At 70.1% G+C, this 18,716-nt stretch carries 18 protein-coding genes; 14 read left to right on the top strand and 4 right to left on the bottom strand.

Annotation, left to right across the window (positions count from 1 at the left end):
* Positions 1-15: 15 nt before the first annotated feature.
* The 3 genes from GGR89_RS08770 (at position 16) to trxB (ending at position 2,598) form a co-directional block, all read left to right on the top strand.
* Positions 16-1,266 (top strand): HD-GYP domain-containing protein, encoded by a 1,251-nt coding sequence (locus GGR89_RS08770; RefSeq protein WP_125976118.1) that lies wholly within the window; start codon positions 16-18, stop codon positions 1,264-1,266.
* Between the two features lie 83 nt (positions 1,267-1,349).
* Positions 1,350-1,487: a hypothetical protein gene (locus tag GGR89_RS08765; protein WP_164521722.1), complete on the top strand. Its 138-nt coding sequence runs from the start codon at positions 1,350-1,352 to the stop codon at positions 1,485-1,487.
* A gap of 139 nt (positions 1,488-1,626) precedes the next feature.
* Positions 1,627-2,598 (top strand): thioredoxin-disulfide reductase, encoded by a 972-nt coding sequence (trxB, locus tag GGR89_RS08760; protein WP_125976120.1) that lies wholly within the window; start codon positions 1,627-1,629, stop codon positions 2,596-2,598.
* Between the two features lie 7 nt (positions 2,599-2,605).
* Here the strand turns inward: trxB and GGR89_RS08755 are convergent, their stop codons facing one another.
* The 3 genes from GGR89_RS08755 to GGR89_RS08745 are packed head-to-tail and all read right to left on the bottom strand — an operon-like array spanning position 2,606 to position 4,235.
* Positions 2,606-3,352, bottom strand: coding sequence for an alpha/beta fold hydrolase (locus GGR89_RS08755; protein WP_164521723.1), 747 nt, complete (start codon positions 3,350-3,352; stop codon positions 2,606-2,608).
* Positions 3,340-3,981 carry a hypothetical protein gene (locus tag GGR89_RS08750; RefSeq protein ID WP_125976122.1) on the bottom strand — a complete coding sequence of 214 codons (642 nt, stop codon included), beginning with the start codon at positions 3,979-3,981 and terminating at the stop codon, positions 3,340-3,342. Before GGR89_RS08750 ends, GGR89_RS08755 begins: the two co-directional genes overlap by 13 nt.
* On the bottom strand, positions 3,978-4,235 hold the full coding sequence (locus GGR89_RS08745; protein WP_093295256.1) for an acyl carrier protein: 258 nt from the start codon (positions 4,233-4,235) through the stop codon (positions 3,978-3,980). Before GGR89_RS08745 ends, GGR89_RS08750 begins: the two co-directional genes overlap by 4 nt.
* Positions 4,236-4,322: 87 nt before the next feature.
* On the opposite strand from GGR89_RS08745, the gene GGR89_RS08740 reads away from it, so the two are divergent.
* The 11 genes from GGR89_RS08740 (at position 4,323) to GGR89_RS08690 (ending at position 17,880) form a co-directional block, all read left to right on the top strand.
* Entirely contained in the window at positions 4,323-5,810 is a 1,488-nt protein-coding gene (locus GGR89_RS08740; protein ID WP_206434295.1) for an acyl-CoA ligase (AMP-forming), exosortase A system-associated, read from the top strand.
* Positions 5,807-7,018 (top strand): pyridoxal-dependent decarboxylase, exosortase A system-associated, encoded by a 1,212-nt coding sequence (locus GGR89_RS08735; protein WP_126001113.1) that lies wholly within the window; start codon positions 5,807-5,809, stop codon positions 7,016-7,018. The genes GGR89_RS08740 and GGR89_RS08735 overlap by 4 nt, the downstream gene beginning before the upstream one ends.
* Positions 7,019-7,156: 138 nt before the next feature.
* Entirely contained in the window at positions 7,157-7,753 is a 597-nt protein-coding gene (locus tag GGR89_RS08730; RefSeq protein WP_125976227.1) for an XrtA/PEP-CTERM system exopolysaccharide export protein, read from the top strand.
* Positions 7,753-9,273, top strand: a complete 1,521-nt coding sequence (locus GGR89_RS08725) for an XrtA system polysaccharide chain length determinant (RefSeq protein WP_125976126.1) — start codon at positions 7,753-7,755, stop codon at positions 9,271-9,273. The genes GGR89_RS08730 and GGR89_RS08725 overlap by 1 nt, the downstream gene beginning before the upstream one ends.
* Positions 9,274-9,276: 3 nt before the next feature.
* Positions 9,277-10,131 carry an AAA family ATPase gene (locus GGR89_RS08720; protein WP_125976128.1) on the top strand — a complete coding sequence of 285 codons (855 nt, stop codon included), beginning with the start codon at positions 9,277-9,279 and terminating at the stop codon, positions 10,129-10,131.
* The gene (locus GGR89_RS08715) at positions 10,128-11,714 is read left to right on the top strand and encodes a hypothetical protein (RefSeq protein WP_125976130.1); all 1,587 of its coding nucleotides are present in this window, start codon (positions 10,128-10,130) and stop codon (positions 11,712-11,714) included. The genes GGR89_RS08720 and GGR89_RS08715 overlap by 4 nt, the downstream gene beginning before the upstream one ends.
* A gap of 12 nt (positions 11,715-11,726) precedes the next feature.
* Entirely contained in the window at positions 11,727-12,791 is a 1,065-nt protein-coding gene (locus tag GGR89_RS08710; RefSeq protein WP_125976132.1) for an AAA family ATPase, read from the top strand.
* A 3-nt stretch (positions 12,792-12,794) separates the two neighbouring features.
* Positions 12,795-13,640: an XrtA system polysaccharide deacetylase gene (locus tag GGR89_RS08705; RefSeq protein WP_125976134.1), complete on the top strand. Its 846-nt coding sequence runs from the start codon at positions 12,795-12,797 to the stop codon at positions 13,638-13,640.
* Positions 13,637-14,689 (top strand): FemAB family XrtA/PEP-CTERM system-associated protein, encoded by a 1,053-nt coding sequence (locus tag GGR89_RS08700; RefSeq protein WP_125976136.1) that lies wholly within the window; start codon positions 13,637-13,639, stop codon positions 14,687-14,689. Before GGR89_RS08705 ends, GGR89_RS08700 begins: the two co-directional genes overlap by 4 nt.
* Entirely contained in the window at positions 14,689-15,954 is a 1,266-nt protein-coding gene (locus GGR89_RS08695) for a TIGR03087 family PEP-CTERM/XrtA system glycosyltransferase (protein ID WP_125976138.1), read from the top strand. The genes GGR89_RS08700 and GGR89_RS08695 overlap by 1 nt, the downstream gene beginning before the upstream one ends.
* A 33-nt stretch (positions 15,955-15,987) precedes the next feature.
* Entirely contained in the window at positions 15,988-17,880 is a 1,893-nt protein-coding gene (locus tag GGR89_RS08690; protein ID WP_125976140.1) for an XrtA/PEP-CTERM system amidotransferase, read from the top strand.
* Between the two features lies 1 nt (position 17,881).
* On the opposite strand, the gene GGR89_RS08685 is transcribed toward GGR89_RS08690, so the two are convergent.
* Positions 17,882-18,685 (bottom strand): fructosamine kinase family protein, encoded by an 804-nt coding sequence (locus tag GGR89_RS08685; RefSeq protein ID WP_125976142.1) that lies wholly within the window; start codon positions 18,683-18,685, stop codon positions 17,882-17,884.
* Positions 18,686-18,716: the final 31 nt, after the last annotated feature.

Below are 18,716 nucleotides of genomic sequence, written 5' to 3'. Positions count from 1 at the left end.
GCTAGGGGGTTCGCGATGGCGGCGCTGAGGACGGTGCCCGCGGCCGAGGTGCGGCTGGGGATGTTCATCCACGGTTTCGAGGGCTCGTGGTGGGAGCATCCCTTCTGGCGAACGCGCTTCCTGCTCACCGAGACGGAGGACCTGCAGAAGCTTCGTGCGTTCCGTGGCGGTGTGATCATCGATGTCGCGCGGTCGCAGGCGACGGCGTCGGATGGCGATACGCCGGCCATAGCGGTTCGCGACGGAAACGAAGCCGATGCGCCCGCGACGTGGTCCGCGGCCCGCGCGAAGCGACCGCTGCCAGAATCTCCTGCCGCCCGTTTCTCTGCCGATCAGGCAGAGGCCGCTGCGCTGGTCGCGGGGGCGCTCGATACCGTGCGCGGCACGTTCGATGACGTTCGGCTGGGACGGGCGGTCGCGCATGAGAAGGTCGCCGCGCTGGTCGACGACATCGCCGGCCAGCTCGATCGCAACGCCTCGGCGCTGCTTCGGGTGCTCCAGCTCAAGAGCAAGCACCAATATACCTATCTTCATTCGGTCGCTGTCTGCACGCTGATGGTCAACCTGGCGCGGCATCTCGCGATGGACGAGGAGGCCGTGCGCACGCTCGGGCTTGCCGGGCTGCTCCACGATGTCGGCAAGGTGGCGATCCCCGATGCGGTGCTCGACAAGCCCGGCCGCCTGTCGGCGGAGGAATTCGCGCTGGTACGCACCCATCCCGAGGAGGGCGTGGCGCTGCTGCGAGAAGACGGCGCCATGCCGGCGCTGGCGGTGGAGGTGTGCCTCCACCATCACGAGCGCTGGGACGGCAATGGCTATCCGCACGGGCTGAAGGCCGACGACATCAGCCTGCCGGCGCGGATGGGGGCGATCTGCGACGTCTATGACGCGCTGACGTCGCACCGCGCCTACAAGCGCGCATGGCTCCCAGCGCAGGCACTCGGCGCGATGTGGAGCTGGGACGGGCATTTCGATCGCGAATTGCTGTTCCAGTTCATGCGCAGCATCAACCTCTATCCGCCTGGCATGCTGGTACGGCTGGCCTCGGATCGGCTGGCCCTGGTGCTTGAAAACGGGGAGCGGGCGACACGAACGCGGCTGCTCGTCTTCCACTCCTTCGCCGAGGGGGCGGCGTTGCCTCCACGGACGTTGGTGCTGAGCGCGGGAACGGCCGACGACAAGGTCGTGGGATTCGTTCGGCCCGAAGAGGCGCCCAGCGCGATTCCGGCGCTGGACTTGTATCCGCCGGTCGCTGTAACAAATTAGGCATAATACCGGAACGGCGCGCGATTCCGGATCGTCTATAAGCAAGAACAGGAAGAGGGTCGCTTGAACGGAGTCGCAGTATAATGCGTGCATTGCATGAATTGCCGCCGGAACAGGTCGAAGGCCGGGGTGTCGATCCCGCCGCATCGGGCAGCCTGTTGATCATGGCCATGGGCAGCGTGCTGTTCTGGGCGAGCGTCGCGGTGTGGATCCTTCGCTGAGCGGCAGCAACTTCGCCTTGGTGCCGTGACAGCTTTTCCGCTGCGGCACGGCGTTGCAGATATGTCGCGCGACGCCATGTTGCTTCCGACGATGCCCTGTCTCTAGAAGCGGCGTCGAAGATTCGTCGGAAAGCAGAGCATGACCGCCACCCATTCTACCCGCATGTTGATCCTGGGCTCGGGCCCCGCCGGCCTTTCGGCTGCCATCTATGGCGCGCGCGCCGGCCTCGCCCCCATCGTCGTCCAGGGCATCCAGCCCGGTGGTCAGCTGATGACCACCACCGATGTCGAGAATTATCCCGGCTTTCGCGAAGTCATCCAGGGTCCTTGGCTGATGCAGGAGATGCAAGCCCAGGCCGAGCATGTCGGCGCCCAGATGATGTGGGACACGATCGTCGAGATCGACGTCAGCCAGCGCCCGTTCCGCCTCGTCGGCGACGGCGGCACCGTCTACACCGGCGACACGCTGGTGATCGCCACCGGTGCCCAGGCGCGCTGGCTCGGCCTCGATTCGGAAGAACTGCTCAAGGGCAAGGGCGTCAGTGCCTGCGCGACCTGCGACGGCTTCTTCTTCCGCGGCAAGAAGGTGGCGGTGATCGGTGGCGGCAACACCGCGGTCGAGGAAGCGCTCTACCTCACCAACCACAGCCATGACGTGACGCTGATCCACCGCCGCGATTCGCTGCGTGCCGAGAAGATCCTCCAGCAGCGCCTGTTCGCCAACGAGCGGATCACCATGGCGTGGAACAAGGAAGTCGTCCGCTTCATCGGCGGCGGCCAGCCCGAGGGCCTGGTCGCCATCGAGCTGAAGGACACCGTCACCGGGGAGCTGTCGATGCTCGAAGTCGACGGCGGCTTCGTCGCGATCGGCCACCACCCGGCAACCGAGCTGTTCCGCGGCCATATCGCGCTCGATGACGACGGTTATATCCAGGTCGAGAAGGGCACGACCAATACCAGCGTGCCCGGCGTGTTCGCCTGCGGCGACGTGATGGACAAGCATTACCGCCAGGCGATCACCGCTGCGGGCACCGGCTGCATGGCCGCGCTCGACGCCGAGCGCTTCCTGGCGGCGGCCGATTTCGAGACGGTTGCCCAGGCGGCCGAGTAACGAAGGGTCAGGGCGCTCGCTGCTCGGCGAGCGCCTCGATCACCCGCTCGTAGAGCCAGGCCTTGTCGGCGGTGCCGGCAAAGACATGGCTGGCGGTATCGAACTGCTTGCGGCGGACGCGGGTGCCGGCGGCGGCGTAGGCCGGCTTGTGCAGGAACTCGGCAAAGTCCGAAGCGATCTTGTCGCGGGTGGCGAGCAGCACGGTCATCGGCACTTCCGCCTCGGTGAATGCCGCGGCGAGCTCGCTGCCGAGGCTGCGATGCATGCCTGGACGCCGGACCGCGACGCGTCCGATCATCTGGCGCATCCAGCCTCGACCTGGCTCGGCTGCATCCTTCTCTTCGGGCGGGGGAGGCGGCCCGACAACCAGGGGATTGGCGAGCAGCAGCGCGTCGATCCGCGCCTGCGCGTGGAACAGCGCGAGCGCTGTCGCACCGTCGCCATTGCCGAACGCGACGACGCGGCGCAGCTTCGCCTCGCGCCGGAAGATGCCCGCGGCAGCGGCGATGTCCGCGGCGCTCTCCAGAAAGCCCCGGTTGGTCCCAGCCGAATCGCCGACGCCGCGGCGATCGAAGCGAAACACCGGATAGCCGGCCGCCGCGATGCGGTGGGCGAGCTGCGACATGCTGCGATGCGGGCCGCTGCGGATCTCGTTGCCACTCGACACGATCAGCAGGCCGGTAGCGCCCGAGGCGCTGTCGAGCGTACCGACCAGCATGTCGCCCAGGCAGGGAAAGCCGATCAGGCTTCGCACATGCGCACCCAGGCGGCGAGATCATCGGCGAGCAGCGTGGCGAGAACGAGGTCGTTGTCGGGTGTAGGCTCGCGCCACAGCGCGCGGCCGGGGACGAGGCGATCGGCCGGGCGGGTGTCGCCTTCCAGCCGCAGCGTGCGCGCCGGCTCGACATGGCAGTCGGGCAGCTCGTCCAGAAACGTATCGGGCAGGCGGTGCCCGCCATAGCCGGGCGCGTCGCCGGTGCGGTGGATGCGGCGCAGTGCGCGCAGCAGCGCGTCGCCGGGCTGTGGCGCGAAGTGCCAGCGGCGACGGATCACCACGCTGCCATCCAGCAGCGCGCCGCTGCGCAGCGCCATCGAATAGGCGCGCCCCCCGGCGGTGCGGGCCGCTGCGGCGAAGCCCGCGCGCAGATCGGAAATCGCGATACGCTCGCTCGGGATCAGGCTTTCGCCGGTGCCGGGAAGCTCGGGCAGGACGCCTGCGATGCCGTGGTTCTCGGCGAGCGACCGCAGGATCGTCGCGGCGAAGCCGCGCATGCGGTTCGCCTCCTCGAACAGCGGCAATGCCGCGATGACGACAGGGCCGCTGCCGGGACCGAAGCGCACCATCGCTTCGCGGCCGCCTGCCCAGTCATAGGGTTCGATCACCCCAATACCTTTTGTGCGGCAAAGCGGGTGAGCGTGCCGAAGCTCTCCAGCATCTCGCCGTCGACCTCGTCGTCCTCGATCAGGATGCCCAGCCGGTCCTCGATCTCGGTCAGCACACCGGCGACGGCGAGCGAATCCAGCTCGGGCAGGGCGCCGAACAGCGGCGTGGTCTCGTCGAACGCGGCGACGCGTTCGTCGCTCAACCCGAGCACGTCGCGCAGCACGCCGCGGACGGTGGTTTCGATGTCGAGCATGGCTTCAGGCCGCAATGGGGTTCCCCTGCAAGAAATTTGCGCTTCCGTAAGGCTTGGCGGCGGCGCTGCCAAGACTATGGGTGGTGCATGATCGCGCTCGATCCTGCCCCGCATCTTATAGACGCGCTGCCGCTGCGTGGCGCGCCGGACGCCGTTGCTTTGGAAGACAAGGCCGGCACGCTGACCTATGCCGAACTCGAGGCGGCGGTGGGCGGCATCGCGCATGCGCTCGCCACGCACGGCCTGCCCGCCGGCGAGCGGGTGGCGAGCTGGCTGCCCAAGACGCGCGCGGCGTGCCTCTTGCCGCTTGCCGGACCCCGCGCCGGGCTGGTCCATGTGCCGATCAACCCGGCGCTCAAGCGCGCGCAGGTCGCGCATATCCTGGCGGACAGCGGCGCGCGGTTGCTGATAACGCAGCAGGCGCGGCTGGCCGCGCTGGCGCCGGGGGACGTGCCCGCCGACTGCCGGATCGTCATCGAGGAGGATCTGGTCGGCACCGATCGGCTGCCGCCCACGAGCGGCCATCCCGATGCGCTGGCGGCGATCCTCTACACCTCGGGCTCGACCGGGCGGCCCAAGGGGGTGATGCTCAGCCATGCCAATCTCTGGCTCGGGGCGATCAGCGTCGCGCAGTATCTCAAGATCGCGCCCGGGGATCGCGTGCTGGGCGTGCTGCCGCTGAGCTTCGACTATGGCCAGAACCAGCTTTTCTCGACCTGGGCGGCAGGCGCGCGGGTGGTGCCGCTCGACTATCTGACGGCGCGTGACGTGGTGAAGGCGGTGGCGCGCTTCGGCATCACCACCCTGGCAGGCGTGCCGCCGCTGTGGGTGCAACTGCTCGAGGGCGAATGGCCGGGGGAGACCGCGGCATCGCTCCGACGGCTGACCAACTCGGGCGGGGCGCTCACGCGGCCGCTGGTGCAGGGGCTGCGCAGCCGCTTTCCCGCCGCCGACCTATACGCGATGTATGGCCTCACCGAGGCATTTCGTTCTACCTATCTCGATCCGTCGCTGGTCGACACGCACCCGGAATCGATCGGCCGCGCCATTCCCTTCGCCGAAATCCTGATCGTCGATGCCGAGGGGCGTCGCGCGCAGCAGGGCGAGCTCGTCCATGCCGGGCCGCTGGTGGCCAAGGGCTATTGGCGCGATCCGGAGCGCACGGCGCTGCGCTTCCGTCCGGCGCCGAGCTTCGCCGAGCACCAGGGTGTGGCGGTATGGTCCGGCGACACCGTGGCCGAGGATGCCGACGGGCTGCTCCGCTTCGTCGGCCGCGACGACGAGATGATCAAATCCTCCGGCAACCGCATCAGCCCGACCGAGATCGAGGAGGCGGTGGTCGCCGGCGGCGAGACCAGCGAGGCGGTGGCGTTCGGGGTTCCCGATCCGCGGCTCGGCCAGGCGATCCTGGTCGTCGCGCGCGGCGACGGCAGCCGCGAAGAGGATCTGCGCGCGCGGTTGCGGCGGGAGCTTCCCAGCTTCCAGCAACCGGCGCGCTATGTCTGGCGGGAAAGCCTGCCGCGCAACGCCAATGGCAAGCTCGATCGGTCCGGGCTGAAGACGGAGATCCTATGAACGCCAAGCCCACCGGGCCCATCCCCGCCGACTATGCCGGGCAGCCGATGCTGCAGGTGGCCGGCCGCAGCGCCGGCGACTGGGCGGCGGCAGGCACGCCGCTCTATCTGTACGATGCCAGCGCGGTGCAGGCGCGGATTGCCCGCTTCCGCGCCGCGATGCCGGAGCGGATCGCGCTGCACTATGCGATCAAGGCCAATCCCTTGCCCTCGCTGATCGCCGCCATTGCGCCCCAAGTCGATGGGATCGACGTCGCCTCGGCGGGGGAGATGGACAAGGCGCTGGCGCCGATGGACGCCGCGGCGGTCAGCTTCGCCGGGCCCGGCAAGCGCGACGCGGAGCTGGACGCGGCGATCCGGGCGGGGGTGACGCTCAACCTGGAGTCCGAAGGCGAGGCAGAACGCGCGCTGGCGATCGGCGAGCGGCTGGGCACCACGCCGCGGCTGGCGGTGCGGGTGAACCCGGATTTCGAGCTGCGCGGCTCCGGCATGAAGATGGGCGGCCGCGCCTCGCCCTTCGGGATCGACGCCGCACGCGTGCCCGCGCTCGTCCGGCGGCTGATCGCGGCGGGCGCGGCCTGGCGCGGCTTCCATATCTATGCCGGCTCGCAGGCGCTTTCGGCCGAGGCGGTGATCGAGACGCAGGCCGCAACCATCGGCCTTGCCGCGCGGCTGGCGGACGAAGCGGGCGCGCTGCCGCCGCTGGTCAATCTCGGCGGCGGCTTCGGCATCCCCTATTTTCCCGGCGACCTGCCGCTCGACGTCGAGGCGGTCGGCGCGGCGCTGGCGGGCGAGCTGGACCGGCTCGATACCCAGTACGCGATCGAGCTCGGCCGCTGGCTGGTCGGCGAAGCGGGAATCTATCTGGCGCGGGTGATCGACCGGAAGGAGAGCCAGGGGGAGACTTTCGTCGTCGTCGACGGCGGTCTCCACCACCATCTCGCTGCGACCGGCAATTTCGGCACGGTCGTGCGGCGCAACTATCCGGTGGCCGTCGCCCACCGGATGCAGGACGCGCCCGAGGAAGTGGTGACCGTGGTCGGCCCGCTCTGCACCCCGCTCGACCGGCTGGCGGACCGCGTCGCGCTGCCCCGCACGCAAGTGGGCGACCTGATCGCGATCTTCGCATCGGGGGCCTATGGCGCCAGCGCCAGCCCGCAGGGGTTCCTCGGCCACCCGCCGGTCCGCGAGGTTTTGGCAGGAGTCTGACGCCTAACGCTAAATTTACGCGTCCTGCGCCATAGGTCGCCGTCCGGCACGGGCGCGCGACACGCCGCCTCGCTGCCGCTTGGAGGCACGGCAATGGCGGTTTCGTTCGGGAGGAAGGCGGCGGCGACGCTGGCGCTGATGGCGCAGCTATCGGCGTGCGGCGGCGGTGGACCGCGCCCCGAGCTGCCCGCCGCAGGCTTCGTCGGCGGCAAGGAAGCACCCAGCGACGAATATGTCATCGGCCCGCTCGACCAGCTCAGCATCTTCGTCTGGCGCAATCCCGAGATCTCGACCAAGGTCCAGGTGCGCCCCGACGGCCGCATCACCACGCCGCTGATCAACGACATGCCGGCGGTGGGCAAGACTCCCGCGATGCTTGCCGACGACCTGAAGCTCGCGCTCAGCGAATATATCAAGGACCCGATCGTCTCGGTGATCGTCGAGAATTTCTCGGGGACGTTCAGCCAGCAGATCCGCGTGGTCGGCGCGACCGAGAAGCCGGCGTCGCTGCCCTATCGCGCCAACATGTCGATCCTCGACGCGATGATCGCGGTGGGCGGCCTCAACGAATTCGCCGCGGGCAACCGCGCCCGGCTGGTGCGCTACGACCCGCAGACCGGCAAGAAGCGCGAGTTCAAGCTGCGCCTCGCCGACCTGCTCAAGAACGGCGACACCTCGGCCAATGTCCGGCTGGCGCCGGGCGACGTGATCATCATCCCGCAGAGCATGTTCTGATGGGGAGCCTGTTCGACGAGCTCCGCAGCGCGCTCCACGCGGTGTGGATGCGGCGTACGCTCGCGCTGGCGACTGCCTGGATGGTCTGCGTGGTCGGCTGGGTGGCGGTGTCGCGCATCCCGGACAGCTATGAATCCAAGGCGCGGGTGCTCGTCGAGCTGCGCCAGGTGCTGCCCAGCGACGGCGGCGTAGCGGCGGCGGGCCAGCAGCAGGACATCGACCGCATCCGCCAGACGCTGACCAGCTCGGTGAACCTGGAAAAGGTCGTCCGCGGCACCGATCTGGCGAAGACGGTCACCAAGCCGGCCGATCTGGCCGCGCGCATCGCCGGACTGCAAAAGGCGATCAAGCTCACCGCGCAGCAGGACAATCTGTTCGAGATCGCGGTAACCGGCGCCGATCCGGCCATCTGCCGCCAGGTGGTGGAGAAGCTGATCGCGCTGTTCCGCGACAACAAGCTCGCCGACAGCCGCGACGAGAGCAGCCAGTCGCTCGCCTTTCTCGACCAGCAGCTTGCCGAGCGCCAGCAGGGGCTGCAGGCGGCGGAGACCAAGCGCGCGGAGTTCCAGACGCGCTTCCTCGGCAGCTTGCCGGGCACCGGGTCGCTCGACGACCGCATCGGCGCGGCGCAGCAGCAGCTCCAGCAGATCGAGAGCGACCTGGCGGCGGCGCAGAGCGGCCTCAGCGCGGTCAACGCGCAGATGGCGGGCACACCGGCGAGTGTCGCAGGCCAGGGCGGCGGCCCGGTGGGAACGGGGCCGGCGCGCGCGCGTCTCGCGGATCTGCAGGCCCAGCTTTCCGATGCCCGGGCGCGCGGCTTCACCGAGGCACATCCCGACGTCGTCGCGCTCAAGCGCCAGATCGCCGGTGCGCAGGCCGCTGCGGCGCGCGAGCCCTCGGGTGGCAGCGGCGGCGGGAGCTTCGCCAACCCGCTCTATCTCAGCCTTCGCTCGATGCAGGCGGACAAGGCCGCACAGGTCGCAGCCCTCAGCCAGCGCCGCGCGCAGATCCAAGGCGATCTCGCAGCCCTCAGCGCCAAGCTGAGCCAGGCACCCCAAGCCGCCTCCGAGCAGGGCCAGATCGACCGCGACTATCAGGTACTCAAGGACCAGTACGCCAAGCTGCTCGCCGATCGCGAACAGCTGCGGATCAGCAGCCAGGCGCAGAGCCAGACCGACGCAGTGAAGTTCAGCGTGATCGACCCGCCGACCCAGCCGCGCGCGCCCCGTTCGCCCAATCGGCCGATGCTGCTCACTGCGGTGCTCGTTGCGGGCCTTGGTGCAGGCATGGCGGCGGCGTTCCTGCTGTCCAAGCTGCGGACGACCTTCGATACCGCCACCCGGCTGGAACGCGCGAGCGGCATGCCGGTGATCGGCTCGATCGGCGAAGTGATCACGCCCCGCCAGCGTGCGCGTCGCCGCAAGCAGCTCCAGCACTTCCTCGGGGGCGTCGCAGGGCTGGGTGTCGCCTATGCCGCGATCCTGCTGGTCGGCATGCTCCACCACGCTGCCGGGGCCTGAGCGATGAATGAACACACCCCAAAGCGGCTCACCGGCTCGCTGATCCAGCGCGCGATCGCGATGATGCCGGGGCTTCCGACGGAGGAGGCACCTGCCAGGCAGCCCGCGGCGCCCCCCGCCCAGGATCGCCCGATGGTGCCGATCGACCGCGCCCGGCTTGCCGCCGCCGGCATGCTGGTGCCCGGCGGGCCGATTACGCCGCTCGCCGAGGAGTTCCGCATGGTGAAGCGGCAGCTGCTGCTCACCGCGCGGGGCGTCGCCGGCGTCGATGCCGATCGCGCCCGGATGATCCTGGTCTGCTCGGCCCAGCCCGACGAGGGCAAGACCTTCTGCGCGATCAATCTCGCGCTCTCGATGGCGGCCGAGAAGGACGTCGAGATCCTGCTGGTCGACGCCGATTTCGCCAAGCCCGACGTCTCGAAGCGGCTCGGCATGGGCGAGGGGCCGGGGCTGCTCGACGCGCTCGACGGCCGTGTCGACGTCGAGGCCTGCATCGTCGATACCGACGTGCCGCAGCTCGCGATCCTGCCCGCGGGCACCCGCAGCGTCAGCGATACCGAATTGCTGGCGAGCGACGGCGCGCGGGCGATGCTCGATCGGCTGGCCGCGGCCAATCCGCGCCGCATCGTGATCTTCGATTCGCCGCCGGCGCTCGCCGCCTCGCCCGCCTCGGTGCTGGCGCTGCATGTCGGGCAGACGATGATGGTGGTTCGCGCCGATCGCACCAGCGAGGAGGACCTGCGCGCCGCCGTCGCCGCGCTCGACGGGTGCGAGCATATCCAGCTCGTGCTCAACGCGGTGTCGTTCCAGCCTTCGGGCCGGCGCTTCGGCAGCTATTACGCGCAGGCGGGCCGGTGATCCGTGGCGCGATCGTGCTGGCCGTCTGCGCCGCCGCGATCGTGCCCGCGGCCGCCCAGCGCCGCGCGACCCTCACGCCCTATATCGAGGTGAGCCGGGTCGCCACCGCCGAGCTCAACGGCGGCGAGACGCTGACCTATTCGCAGCTCGGCGCGGGGCTGGACGGCAGCATCCGCACCCGCCGGGTGCAGGTGCAGGTGAGCTACCAATATCAGCACCGCTTCACCGAGAAGGGCAGCCTGCAGTCGGGCGACAGCCATAACGGCCTCGCCCAGGCGCGCATCACCGCCGCCCGCGGGCTGACGCTGGAGGCCGGTGCCGTCGCCACCCGCACCCGCACCGATGCGCGCGGCGACGCGCTGACCGGCAATGCGGCCACTGCGCGCAACCTCAGCCAGCTCTATTCGGGCTATGCCGGGCCCAAGCTCGACACCCATGCCGGGCCGCTGTTCGTGCAGGGCGCCTATCGCTTCGGCTTCACCAAGGTGGACGACGGCGTCGCAACCGGCGTCGCATCGACGCTGCCGCAGGTCGATCGCTTCGACCATTCCACCTCGCATGCCGTGAATGCCAGCGTGGGCGCCAAGCCCGGCGCGGTGCTGCCGATCGGGCTCAGCGTCACCGGCGGGCTGGTGCGCGAGAATGCCAGCCAGCTCGATCAGCGCTTTGCCAGCAACTCGGGGCGCGGCGATGCGATCGCGCCGATCAGCCGCACGGTCGCGCTGGTCAGCGGGGCGGGCTATGAGCAGATCACCGTGCGCCAGCGTGATCCGCTGCTTGGGCAGAGTGGCCAGCCGGTGGTTGACGGGGCGGGGCGCTATGTCACCGATCCGGCATCGCCCGTGCGGCTCGCCTACGATTTCGAGGGCATGTTCTGGGACGGCGGCGTGCTCTGGCGGCCCAGCCGGAGGACCGCGCTCGAGGTGCGGATCGGCCGCCGCTACGGGGCGATGCGCTATACCGGCAGCTTCACCTTCCAGCGGAATAGCGGCAGCGGCATCCAGGTGGCGGTGTACGACACGGTCGAGACCTATGGCCAGCAGGTCGGCGGCAGCCTCGCCGCGCTGCCGGTGGGCTTCGTCACCACCGCGGATCCTTTCGGGGCCCAGGCGGGCGCCTGCATCTACGGCACCAGCGGGGCGGCGGCGGGCGGGTGCATCGCGGGGGCCTTCTCCTCGGCGGCGACGGCTGCCTATCGCGGCCGCGGAATGACCGCCAATGCGGTTTGGCGCCGGGGCACGACACGGCTGGGTGTCGGCGGCGGCTTCGCCCGGCGCGACTTCCTCACTCCGGTTGCCGCGACCGCAACCGGCGGCAGCTGGGACGAGAGCTTCTACGCCCAGGCCTTCGCCGCGCTCGCCGCCGGGCGCGACGGGACGATCGGGCTCAACCTGCTCGCCAGCTATTATGACGGCGACATCCCCGGCAGCACCGCCGTGTTCGGCTGGGGCGCCAACACCGCCTACACCCGCCGCCTCGGCCGCCTGAGCCTCACCGCGACCGCAGGCCTCTACGGATCGATGCGCGACGGCCCCGATCAGGCATCGGCACAGGCGCTGATCGGAGCGCGCTATGGTTTTTGAGAGACTGCACGCATGATGGACGATCATTACGGGCTGCGCGGCCGGCCGTTCCAGCTGACCCCCGATCCGCGCTTCTGGTTCGATACCGCCACCCACGGCAAGGCGATGGCCTATCTCGGCTATGGCCTCAGCCAGGGCGAAGGCTTCGTCGTCATCACCGGCGATCCGGGGGCGGGCAAGACGACGCTGCTCGGCCACCTGCTCGCCGAACTGGACGGCGAACGGCTCAACGTGATCAAGATCGTCTCCACCCATCTGCGCGCCGACGACATGTTGCGGCTGGTCGCGCAGGGGTTGGGGCTGCCGGGGGATGACCTCTCCAAGGCGGCGCTGCTGCTGGCGATCGAGCGTGGCCTGCACGAGGTCGCCCGCGCCGGACGGCGCACGTTGCTGGTGGTGGACGAGGCGCAGGCGCTGCCGGGCGAGAGCCTGGACGAGCTGCGCATGCTCTCCAACTTCCAGGCGGGCGGCTATCCGCTGCTCCAGATCTTCCTGCTGGGCCAGCCCGAGTTTCGGCTGGTGCTGCAGCAGCCCGCCTTCGAGCAGCTCCGCCAGCGGGTGATCGCGATGCATCACCTCGCGCCGATGGAGGTGGAGGAGGTTGAGGCCTATTTGATGCATCGGCTGATGCTGGTCGGCTGGAGCGGCCGCCCGCGCTTCACCGCCGATGCGCTGGCGGCGATGCACCGCTGGTCGGGCGGCATCCCGCGCCGCCTCAACCAGCTGGCGAGCCGCGTGCTGCTCTACGGCGCCGTCGAGCAGATCGAGAATTTCGGCGCGCCCGATGTCGCGGCGGTGATCGAGGATATCGAGCAGGAGGATGTGATCGAGCCGGCGCCCGAGCCGGTGCCCGAACCGGCGCCGGTGCGCGCCGGCCGCGTCGCCGAACTGCGCGCGGTGCCGGAGGGCTCGGCCGAAACTCGGGCGCTCGAGCGCCGCGTCGCCGAGCTGGAGGCGCAGGTCGCCTCGCAGTCGGATGCGCTGCGCCGGGTGCTCTCGCTGCTGGTCGACTGGGTGGAGAAGGACGATGGTCGCAGCGGCATCGACCTCGACGCGCTGCGCGGCAGTGCTGCCTGAGCGATGGGCGTGCGCAACGGCCTGTCGGTCGATGTCGAGGACTGGTTCCAGGTCGGCGCCTTCGAGACCACGATCGCGCGTGGCGATTGGGACGGACTGGAGCGACGTGTCGAGGCCAATACCGATTGCGTGCTGGCGCTGTTCGCGGAAGCGGGGGTGCAGGGCACCTTCTTCACGCTCGGCTGGGTGGCGGAGCGTCATCCCAGGCTGATCCGCCGCATCGCCGAGGCGGGGCACGAGGTCGCCAGCCATGGCTGGGACCATGCCCGCGTCTTCACGCTGACGCCCGACCAGTTCCGCGCCGATCTCGCCCGCGCGCGCGCCGCGCTGGAGGATGCCGCGGGCGTCGCGGTGAACGGCTATCGCGCGCCGAGCTTTTCGATCGACCGCCGCACGCCTTGGGCGCATGCGGTGCTCGCCGAGGCGGGCTATTGCTACTCTTCGAGCATCGCGCCGATCGCGCATGATCATTATGGCTGGCCCGATGCGCCGCGCACGCCGTTCCGCCCGCTGCCCGATGCGCGGCTGATCGAGCTGCCGATCACGATCGCGCGGGTGCTGGGGCGCGAGGTGACCGCGGGCGGCGGGTTCTTCCGGCTGCTGCCGCAGGGGGTTGCCGATCGTGCGATCCGCGGCGCCAATGCACGCGGTGAGGCGGCGATGTTCTACTTCCATCCCTGGGAGATCGACCCCGGCCAGCCGCGGGTGCGTGCCGCACCGTTCAAGTCGCGATTGCGCCATTATGCCCGGCTGGGCGCGATGGAGGGCAAGCTGCGGACGCTGCTGGCGCGCCACGACTGGGGCCGGGTGGATGCGATCGCGGCACAGGCGGCGGAGCGGCTGGCGTGACCCTGTCCGTCCGCACCGCCGACCTGCACGATGCGAGCGAGCGCGGGCGTCTTGCCGCCTGGGTCGATGCGCAGGCGGATGCCACGCCCTTCCATCTGCCCGAATGGAGCATGGCGGTGGCGAAGGGTTGTCGTCAGCGCAGCCACTATCTGGTGGCGGAGGGCGGTGGCGGGCGGATCGTTGGGGTACTGCCGCTGACGGCGATCGCCTCGCCGTTGTTCGGCCGGGCGCTGGTCTCGACCGGCTTCGGCGTCGGCGGCGGCATTCTTGCCGAGCAGGGCTATGCCGTCGCCGCGCTGGGACAGGCCGCCTGGAGCCTCGCCACACGTTTGCGCTGCCCCAGCCTTGACCTGCGCGGCGGACCCTGTCCGGGCGAAGACTGGGTACGGGACGATATGACCTATCTCAGCTTCGTCCGCCGGCTCGCGGCCGATGACGAGGCCGAACTGCTCGCGGTGCCGCGCAAGCAGCGCGCCGAACTGCGCAAGGCGCTCGCTGCGGATCTGACGGTGGAGGTGGGTGCCGATCGTGCCGCCCGCCGCACGCATTACCGCGTCTATGCGGAAAGTGTCCGCAACCTCGGCACGCCGGTCTTCCCCACCGCGCTGTTCGCCGCGGTGCTGGAGGCGTTCGGGGCGGAGGCGGACATCCTCACCGTCCGCCACCAGCGTCTCGCGGTGGCCAGCGTGCTCAGCCTCTATTGGCGCGGTACCGTCTACCCCTATTGGGGCGGCGGGACCGAAGCGGCGCGCGGGCTGCGCGCCAACGACCGGATGTATTTCGCACTGATGGCGCATGCCCGTGAGCGCGGCTGTGCGCGCTTCGATTTCGGGCGCTCCAAGGCCGGCACCGGGGCGGCGGCGTTCAAGAAGAACTGGGGCTTCACGCCCGAGCCGTTAGTCTATTTCTCCCGCCACGCCGAGGGCGCGGCACCGCGCAGCATCAACCCGCTCGATCCGAAGTACCGGCTGCAGATCGCCGCGTGGAAGCGGCTGCCGCTCTGGGCGGCCAACCGCATCGGCCCGCTGCTCTCGCGCGGTCTCGGCTGATGGGCGACATCCTGTTCCTCGCCCACCGCATGCCCTTTCCGCCGGATCGCGGCGACAAGATCCGCGCCTATCACCTGCTGCGCCATCTCGCCCGGAACCATCGCCTTCATCTGGTCGCCTTCGCCGATGACCCCGACGACCTGAGGCACCAGGACGGCCTTGCGGCCTATGCCGCGACGCGCACGATCGTCTGGCGGGACGCGCCGACCGTCTGGACGGGGGCGCGGGCGCTGCTGCAGCGGCGGCCGGTGTCGCTCGTCGCCTTTGCCGATCCGGCGGCGCGCCGCGCCGTGGATGCGCTGCTGGCGGCGGAGCCGATCGAGACGATCTTCCTCTTTTCCAGCCAGATGGCGCAATATCTGCCGCCGGCACCCCGGCAGCGGGTGATCATGGACTTCGTCGACATGGATTCGGCCAAGTTCGCCGCCTATGCCGAGGGCGGGCGTGGACCGATGGCCTGGGTCCACCGGCGTGAGGCGTCGCTGCTGCTCGCCCATGAGCGCCGCGTCGCCGGGGCGGCCGATGCCAGCCTGTTCGTCAGCGAGGCCGAGGCGGCGCTGTTCCGGGCGCGCACGAACGCCTCCCACGTATATGCGATCGAGAACGGCATCGACACGGTCTTCTACGATCCCGCCAGCCGTTTCGAACCGACTGGCGGGGCGGGGCCGCTGCTCGTTTTCACCGGCCAGATGGATTACCGGCCGAATGTCGAGGCGGTCACCTGGTTCGCCGACAAGGTGTTCCCACGCGTCCGATTGGCCCATTCGGCGGCGCGCTTTGCGATCGTGGGCCGTGCGCCGACGCAGGCCGTCCAGGCGTTGGCGGAGCGGCCCGGCATACTCGTGACCGGCACCGTGCCGGACGTTCGCGATTGGCTTGCCGCCGCAGCGTTGGTGGTCGCGCCGCTGCAGCTGGCGCGGGGCATTCAGAACAAGGTGCTCGAAGGCATGGCGATGGCGCGCGCCGTCGTCGCCTCGCCGGCTGCCGCCGAGGGGATCGATCATGCCGGAACGCTCTGCGTCGCCGAGGGCGCAGACGCATTCGGCGACGCCGTGCTGCGCTTGCTGGACGCCCCCGATACCGCCACGGCACTCGGCGCCGCCGCCCGTGCGCGGGTGATTGCCCGCTACAGCTGGGACGCGCGGCTGGCACCGCTCGACGCGCTGCTCGAGGCTCCTGCACGCCAGCGCCACCAGCGGGGTGGCGTGCGCGGCGATCGCTTGGTACCGGGCCGCTACGATGCGGATCATGAACGGCGACGATAGGGGACGGATGGACGACCGCGAGGGCATGCGCTGATGTGCGGCATCGCCGGCCTCTTCTATCCCTGCCTTCCCAAGCCGATCGATCCCGCCCGCATCGTCGCGATGAGCGACGCCCAGGCGCATCGCGGCCCCGACGGTTCGGGGGTGTGGTGCGTGGCGGGCGTGGGGCTCGGCCATCGCCGGCTGGCGGTCATCGACCTCGAAGGCGGCGTGCAGCCGATGGCGCTGCCAGACCAGAGCCTTGCCGTCACCTTCAACGGCGAGATCTACAATTTCCGCGAGGTCCGCGCCGAGCTGGAGGCGCTGGGCGCCCGCTTCGCCACCGACAGCGATACCGAGGTGCTGCTCCACGGCTGGCGCGCCTGGGGGCCTGACCTGCTTGCTCGGATGAACGGCATGTTCGCCTTCGCGCTCTACGACGCGACCAGCCAGAGCCTGTTCCTCGCCCGCGACCGCTTTGGGGTGAAGCCACTCCATTATGCCGAGCTGGCCGATGGCGCGATCGCCTTTGCCTCGGAGCTGAAGGGCCTGCTTGCCCACCCGCTGCTCCGCCGCGCCGCCGATTTCCGCGCGGTCGAGGATTATCTGGCGCTGGGCTATGTCCCCGACGACGCCTGCATCGTCGCGGGCGTGCAGAAGCTGCCGGCGGGGCATTTCCTGCTGCTCCAGCGCGGCCGCTCAGCACCGCAGCCGGTGCGCTGGTGGGACATCGACTTCACCCGCCGTGCCGCCGGCCGCACGCGAGAGCTCAAGGCCGAGCTGATCGAGCGGATGCGCACCGCCGTGCGCTCGCGAATGATTGCCGACGTGCCCTTGGGCGCGTTCCTCTCGGGCGGCGTCGACAGCTCGGCGGTGGTCGCGCTGATGGCCGAGCGCAGCAAGGCGGCGGTGAAGACGTGCACGATCGGCTTCGACGAGGCCGGGCTGGACGAAACCGCGCATGCCGCGAAGGTCGCCCAGCGCTTCGCCACCAGCCATCGCGCCCGCACGGTCGGGCATGAGGATTACGGCCTGATCGATACGCTGGTTGCCGCCTTCGACGAGCCCTTTGCCGATGCATCGGCGCTGCCCACCTACCGCGTCTGCCAGCTGGCGCGCGAGAGCGTGACCGTCGCGCTTTCGGGCGACGGGGCCGACGAGGCGCTGGCCGGATACCGCCGCCACCGCTTCTTCGCCGCCGAGGAGCGGGTCCGCGGCCTGCTGCCGTCGGACGTTCGGGCGCGGGTGTTCGGCCAGCTCGGCGCGCTCTATCCCAAGGCGGACTGGGCACCGCGGCCATTTCGCGCGAAGACGACGCTGCTCGCTCTCGCCGAGGGTGGGGCGGAGGCCTATGCCAGGGCGGTCGGCGTCACCACGCCGGCGTTGCGCGACCAGCTCTACAGCGACACGGCACGGGCGGCGCTCGACGGCTATCGCGCCGAGGCGCGCTATGTCGAGACGATGCGGCAGGCGCCCGCGCGCGACGCGATCGATCGCGCCCAATATGCCGATATCCGCCACTGGCTGCCCGGCGACATTCTCACCAAGGTAGACCGCACCAGCATGGCGGTGGGGCTGGAGGCGCGCGAGCCGCTGCTCGACCACCGGCTGGTCGAGTTCGAGGCGAGCCTGCCGCCGTCGCTCCGCATCCGCGGGGGGCAAGGCAAGTGGTTGATGAAGAAGGCGCTGGAGCCCTGGCTGCCGCGCGAGATTCTCTATCGCCCCAAGATGGGCTTCGTCACCCCGATCAGCGCCTGGTTCCGCCATGCGCTGGCCGACGAGGCGGCGGCGCTCGCCCGCGCGCCGCTGCTCCTCCAGAGCGGCTGGTTCGAGCCGCGCACGATCGCGCGGCTCGCCGAAGACCACCGGGCCGGCCGCGCGGAGCATGGCCGCACGCTGTGGCAGCTGGTCATGTTGGAGCGCAGCCTGGCGCGGCTGTTTGGCTGAATTACTCGACCGCGGCCAGCGCTGTTTCCACCGCGCCGGCATAGCTGCTGCCGAACAGCCGCAGATGCACGAGCAACGGCCATAGCCGGTAGATCGGCTGCCGTTCCTGCCATCCGGGCGCCAGCGCGAGCGCATCGAAGAAGCGGGCGGGCGGCGCGTCGAACAGGGTGAGCATGGCGGCATCGACTTCGCGGTCGCCATGATAGCAGGCGGGATCGATCAGCGCGGTCACCCGGCCGCCGGAGGTCAGCACATTGCCGCCCCACAGGTCGCCGTGCAGCAGCGACGGCGCGGGGTGCATCGGTAGCAGGTTCGGGAGGCGATCGGCCAGCCGATCGAGTCGACGCGCGAGGGGCGCGGGGACGTGCGACAGATGCGTCCGCAGCCGCCGCTCGGCCCAAAAACTCGGCCAGTCGCTCGTCGCGCCGTTGGGAATGGCGACGCGACCGAAAGCGTAATCCGCCAGCCAGCCATAGGCGCGGCCCGGTGCCGCATGCAGGGTTTGCAACACCGTGAGGAGGTTGTCCCAGCTGGTGCCGAGATGGCCGTCGTTCGGCATTTCCGCGATCAGCAGCAGGTCTTCGCCTACCGCAAGCACCGCCGGGGCGGGCGCCCCGGTCGCGGCGATGGCTGCCAGCATGTCCGCTTCTTCCGAAACCAGCGGCCCCTGCTTGGCAATCGCGCTGCCGCCATTGGCCAGCCGTAGCCGATGCACCGCGGAGAGGTCGCCGCCGGAAAGCGCGGCCGCGCCCGAGACCGGCACCCTGAGAAGGTCGGCGGCGCGGTCGGCGAGGCTGGTCTGCATGTCCGCGTCTGCGCTCCAAAGGGACCGATCT

The organism is Sphingomonas trueperi, assembly GCF_011927635.1.
In the GTDB taxonomy this organism is placed as follows: domain Bacteria; phylum Pseudomonadota; class Alphaproteobacteria; order Sphingomonadales; family Sphingomonadaceae; genus Sphingomonas; species Sphingomonas trueperi.
Note: the sequence above shows the minus strand (reverse complement) of the source record. Positions and strands in the feature narration are given on the sequence as shown.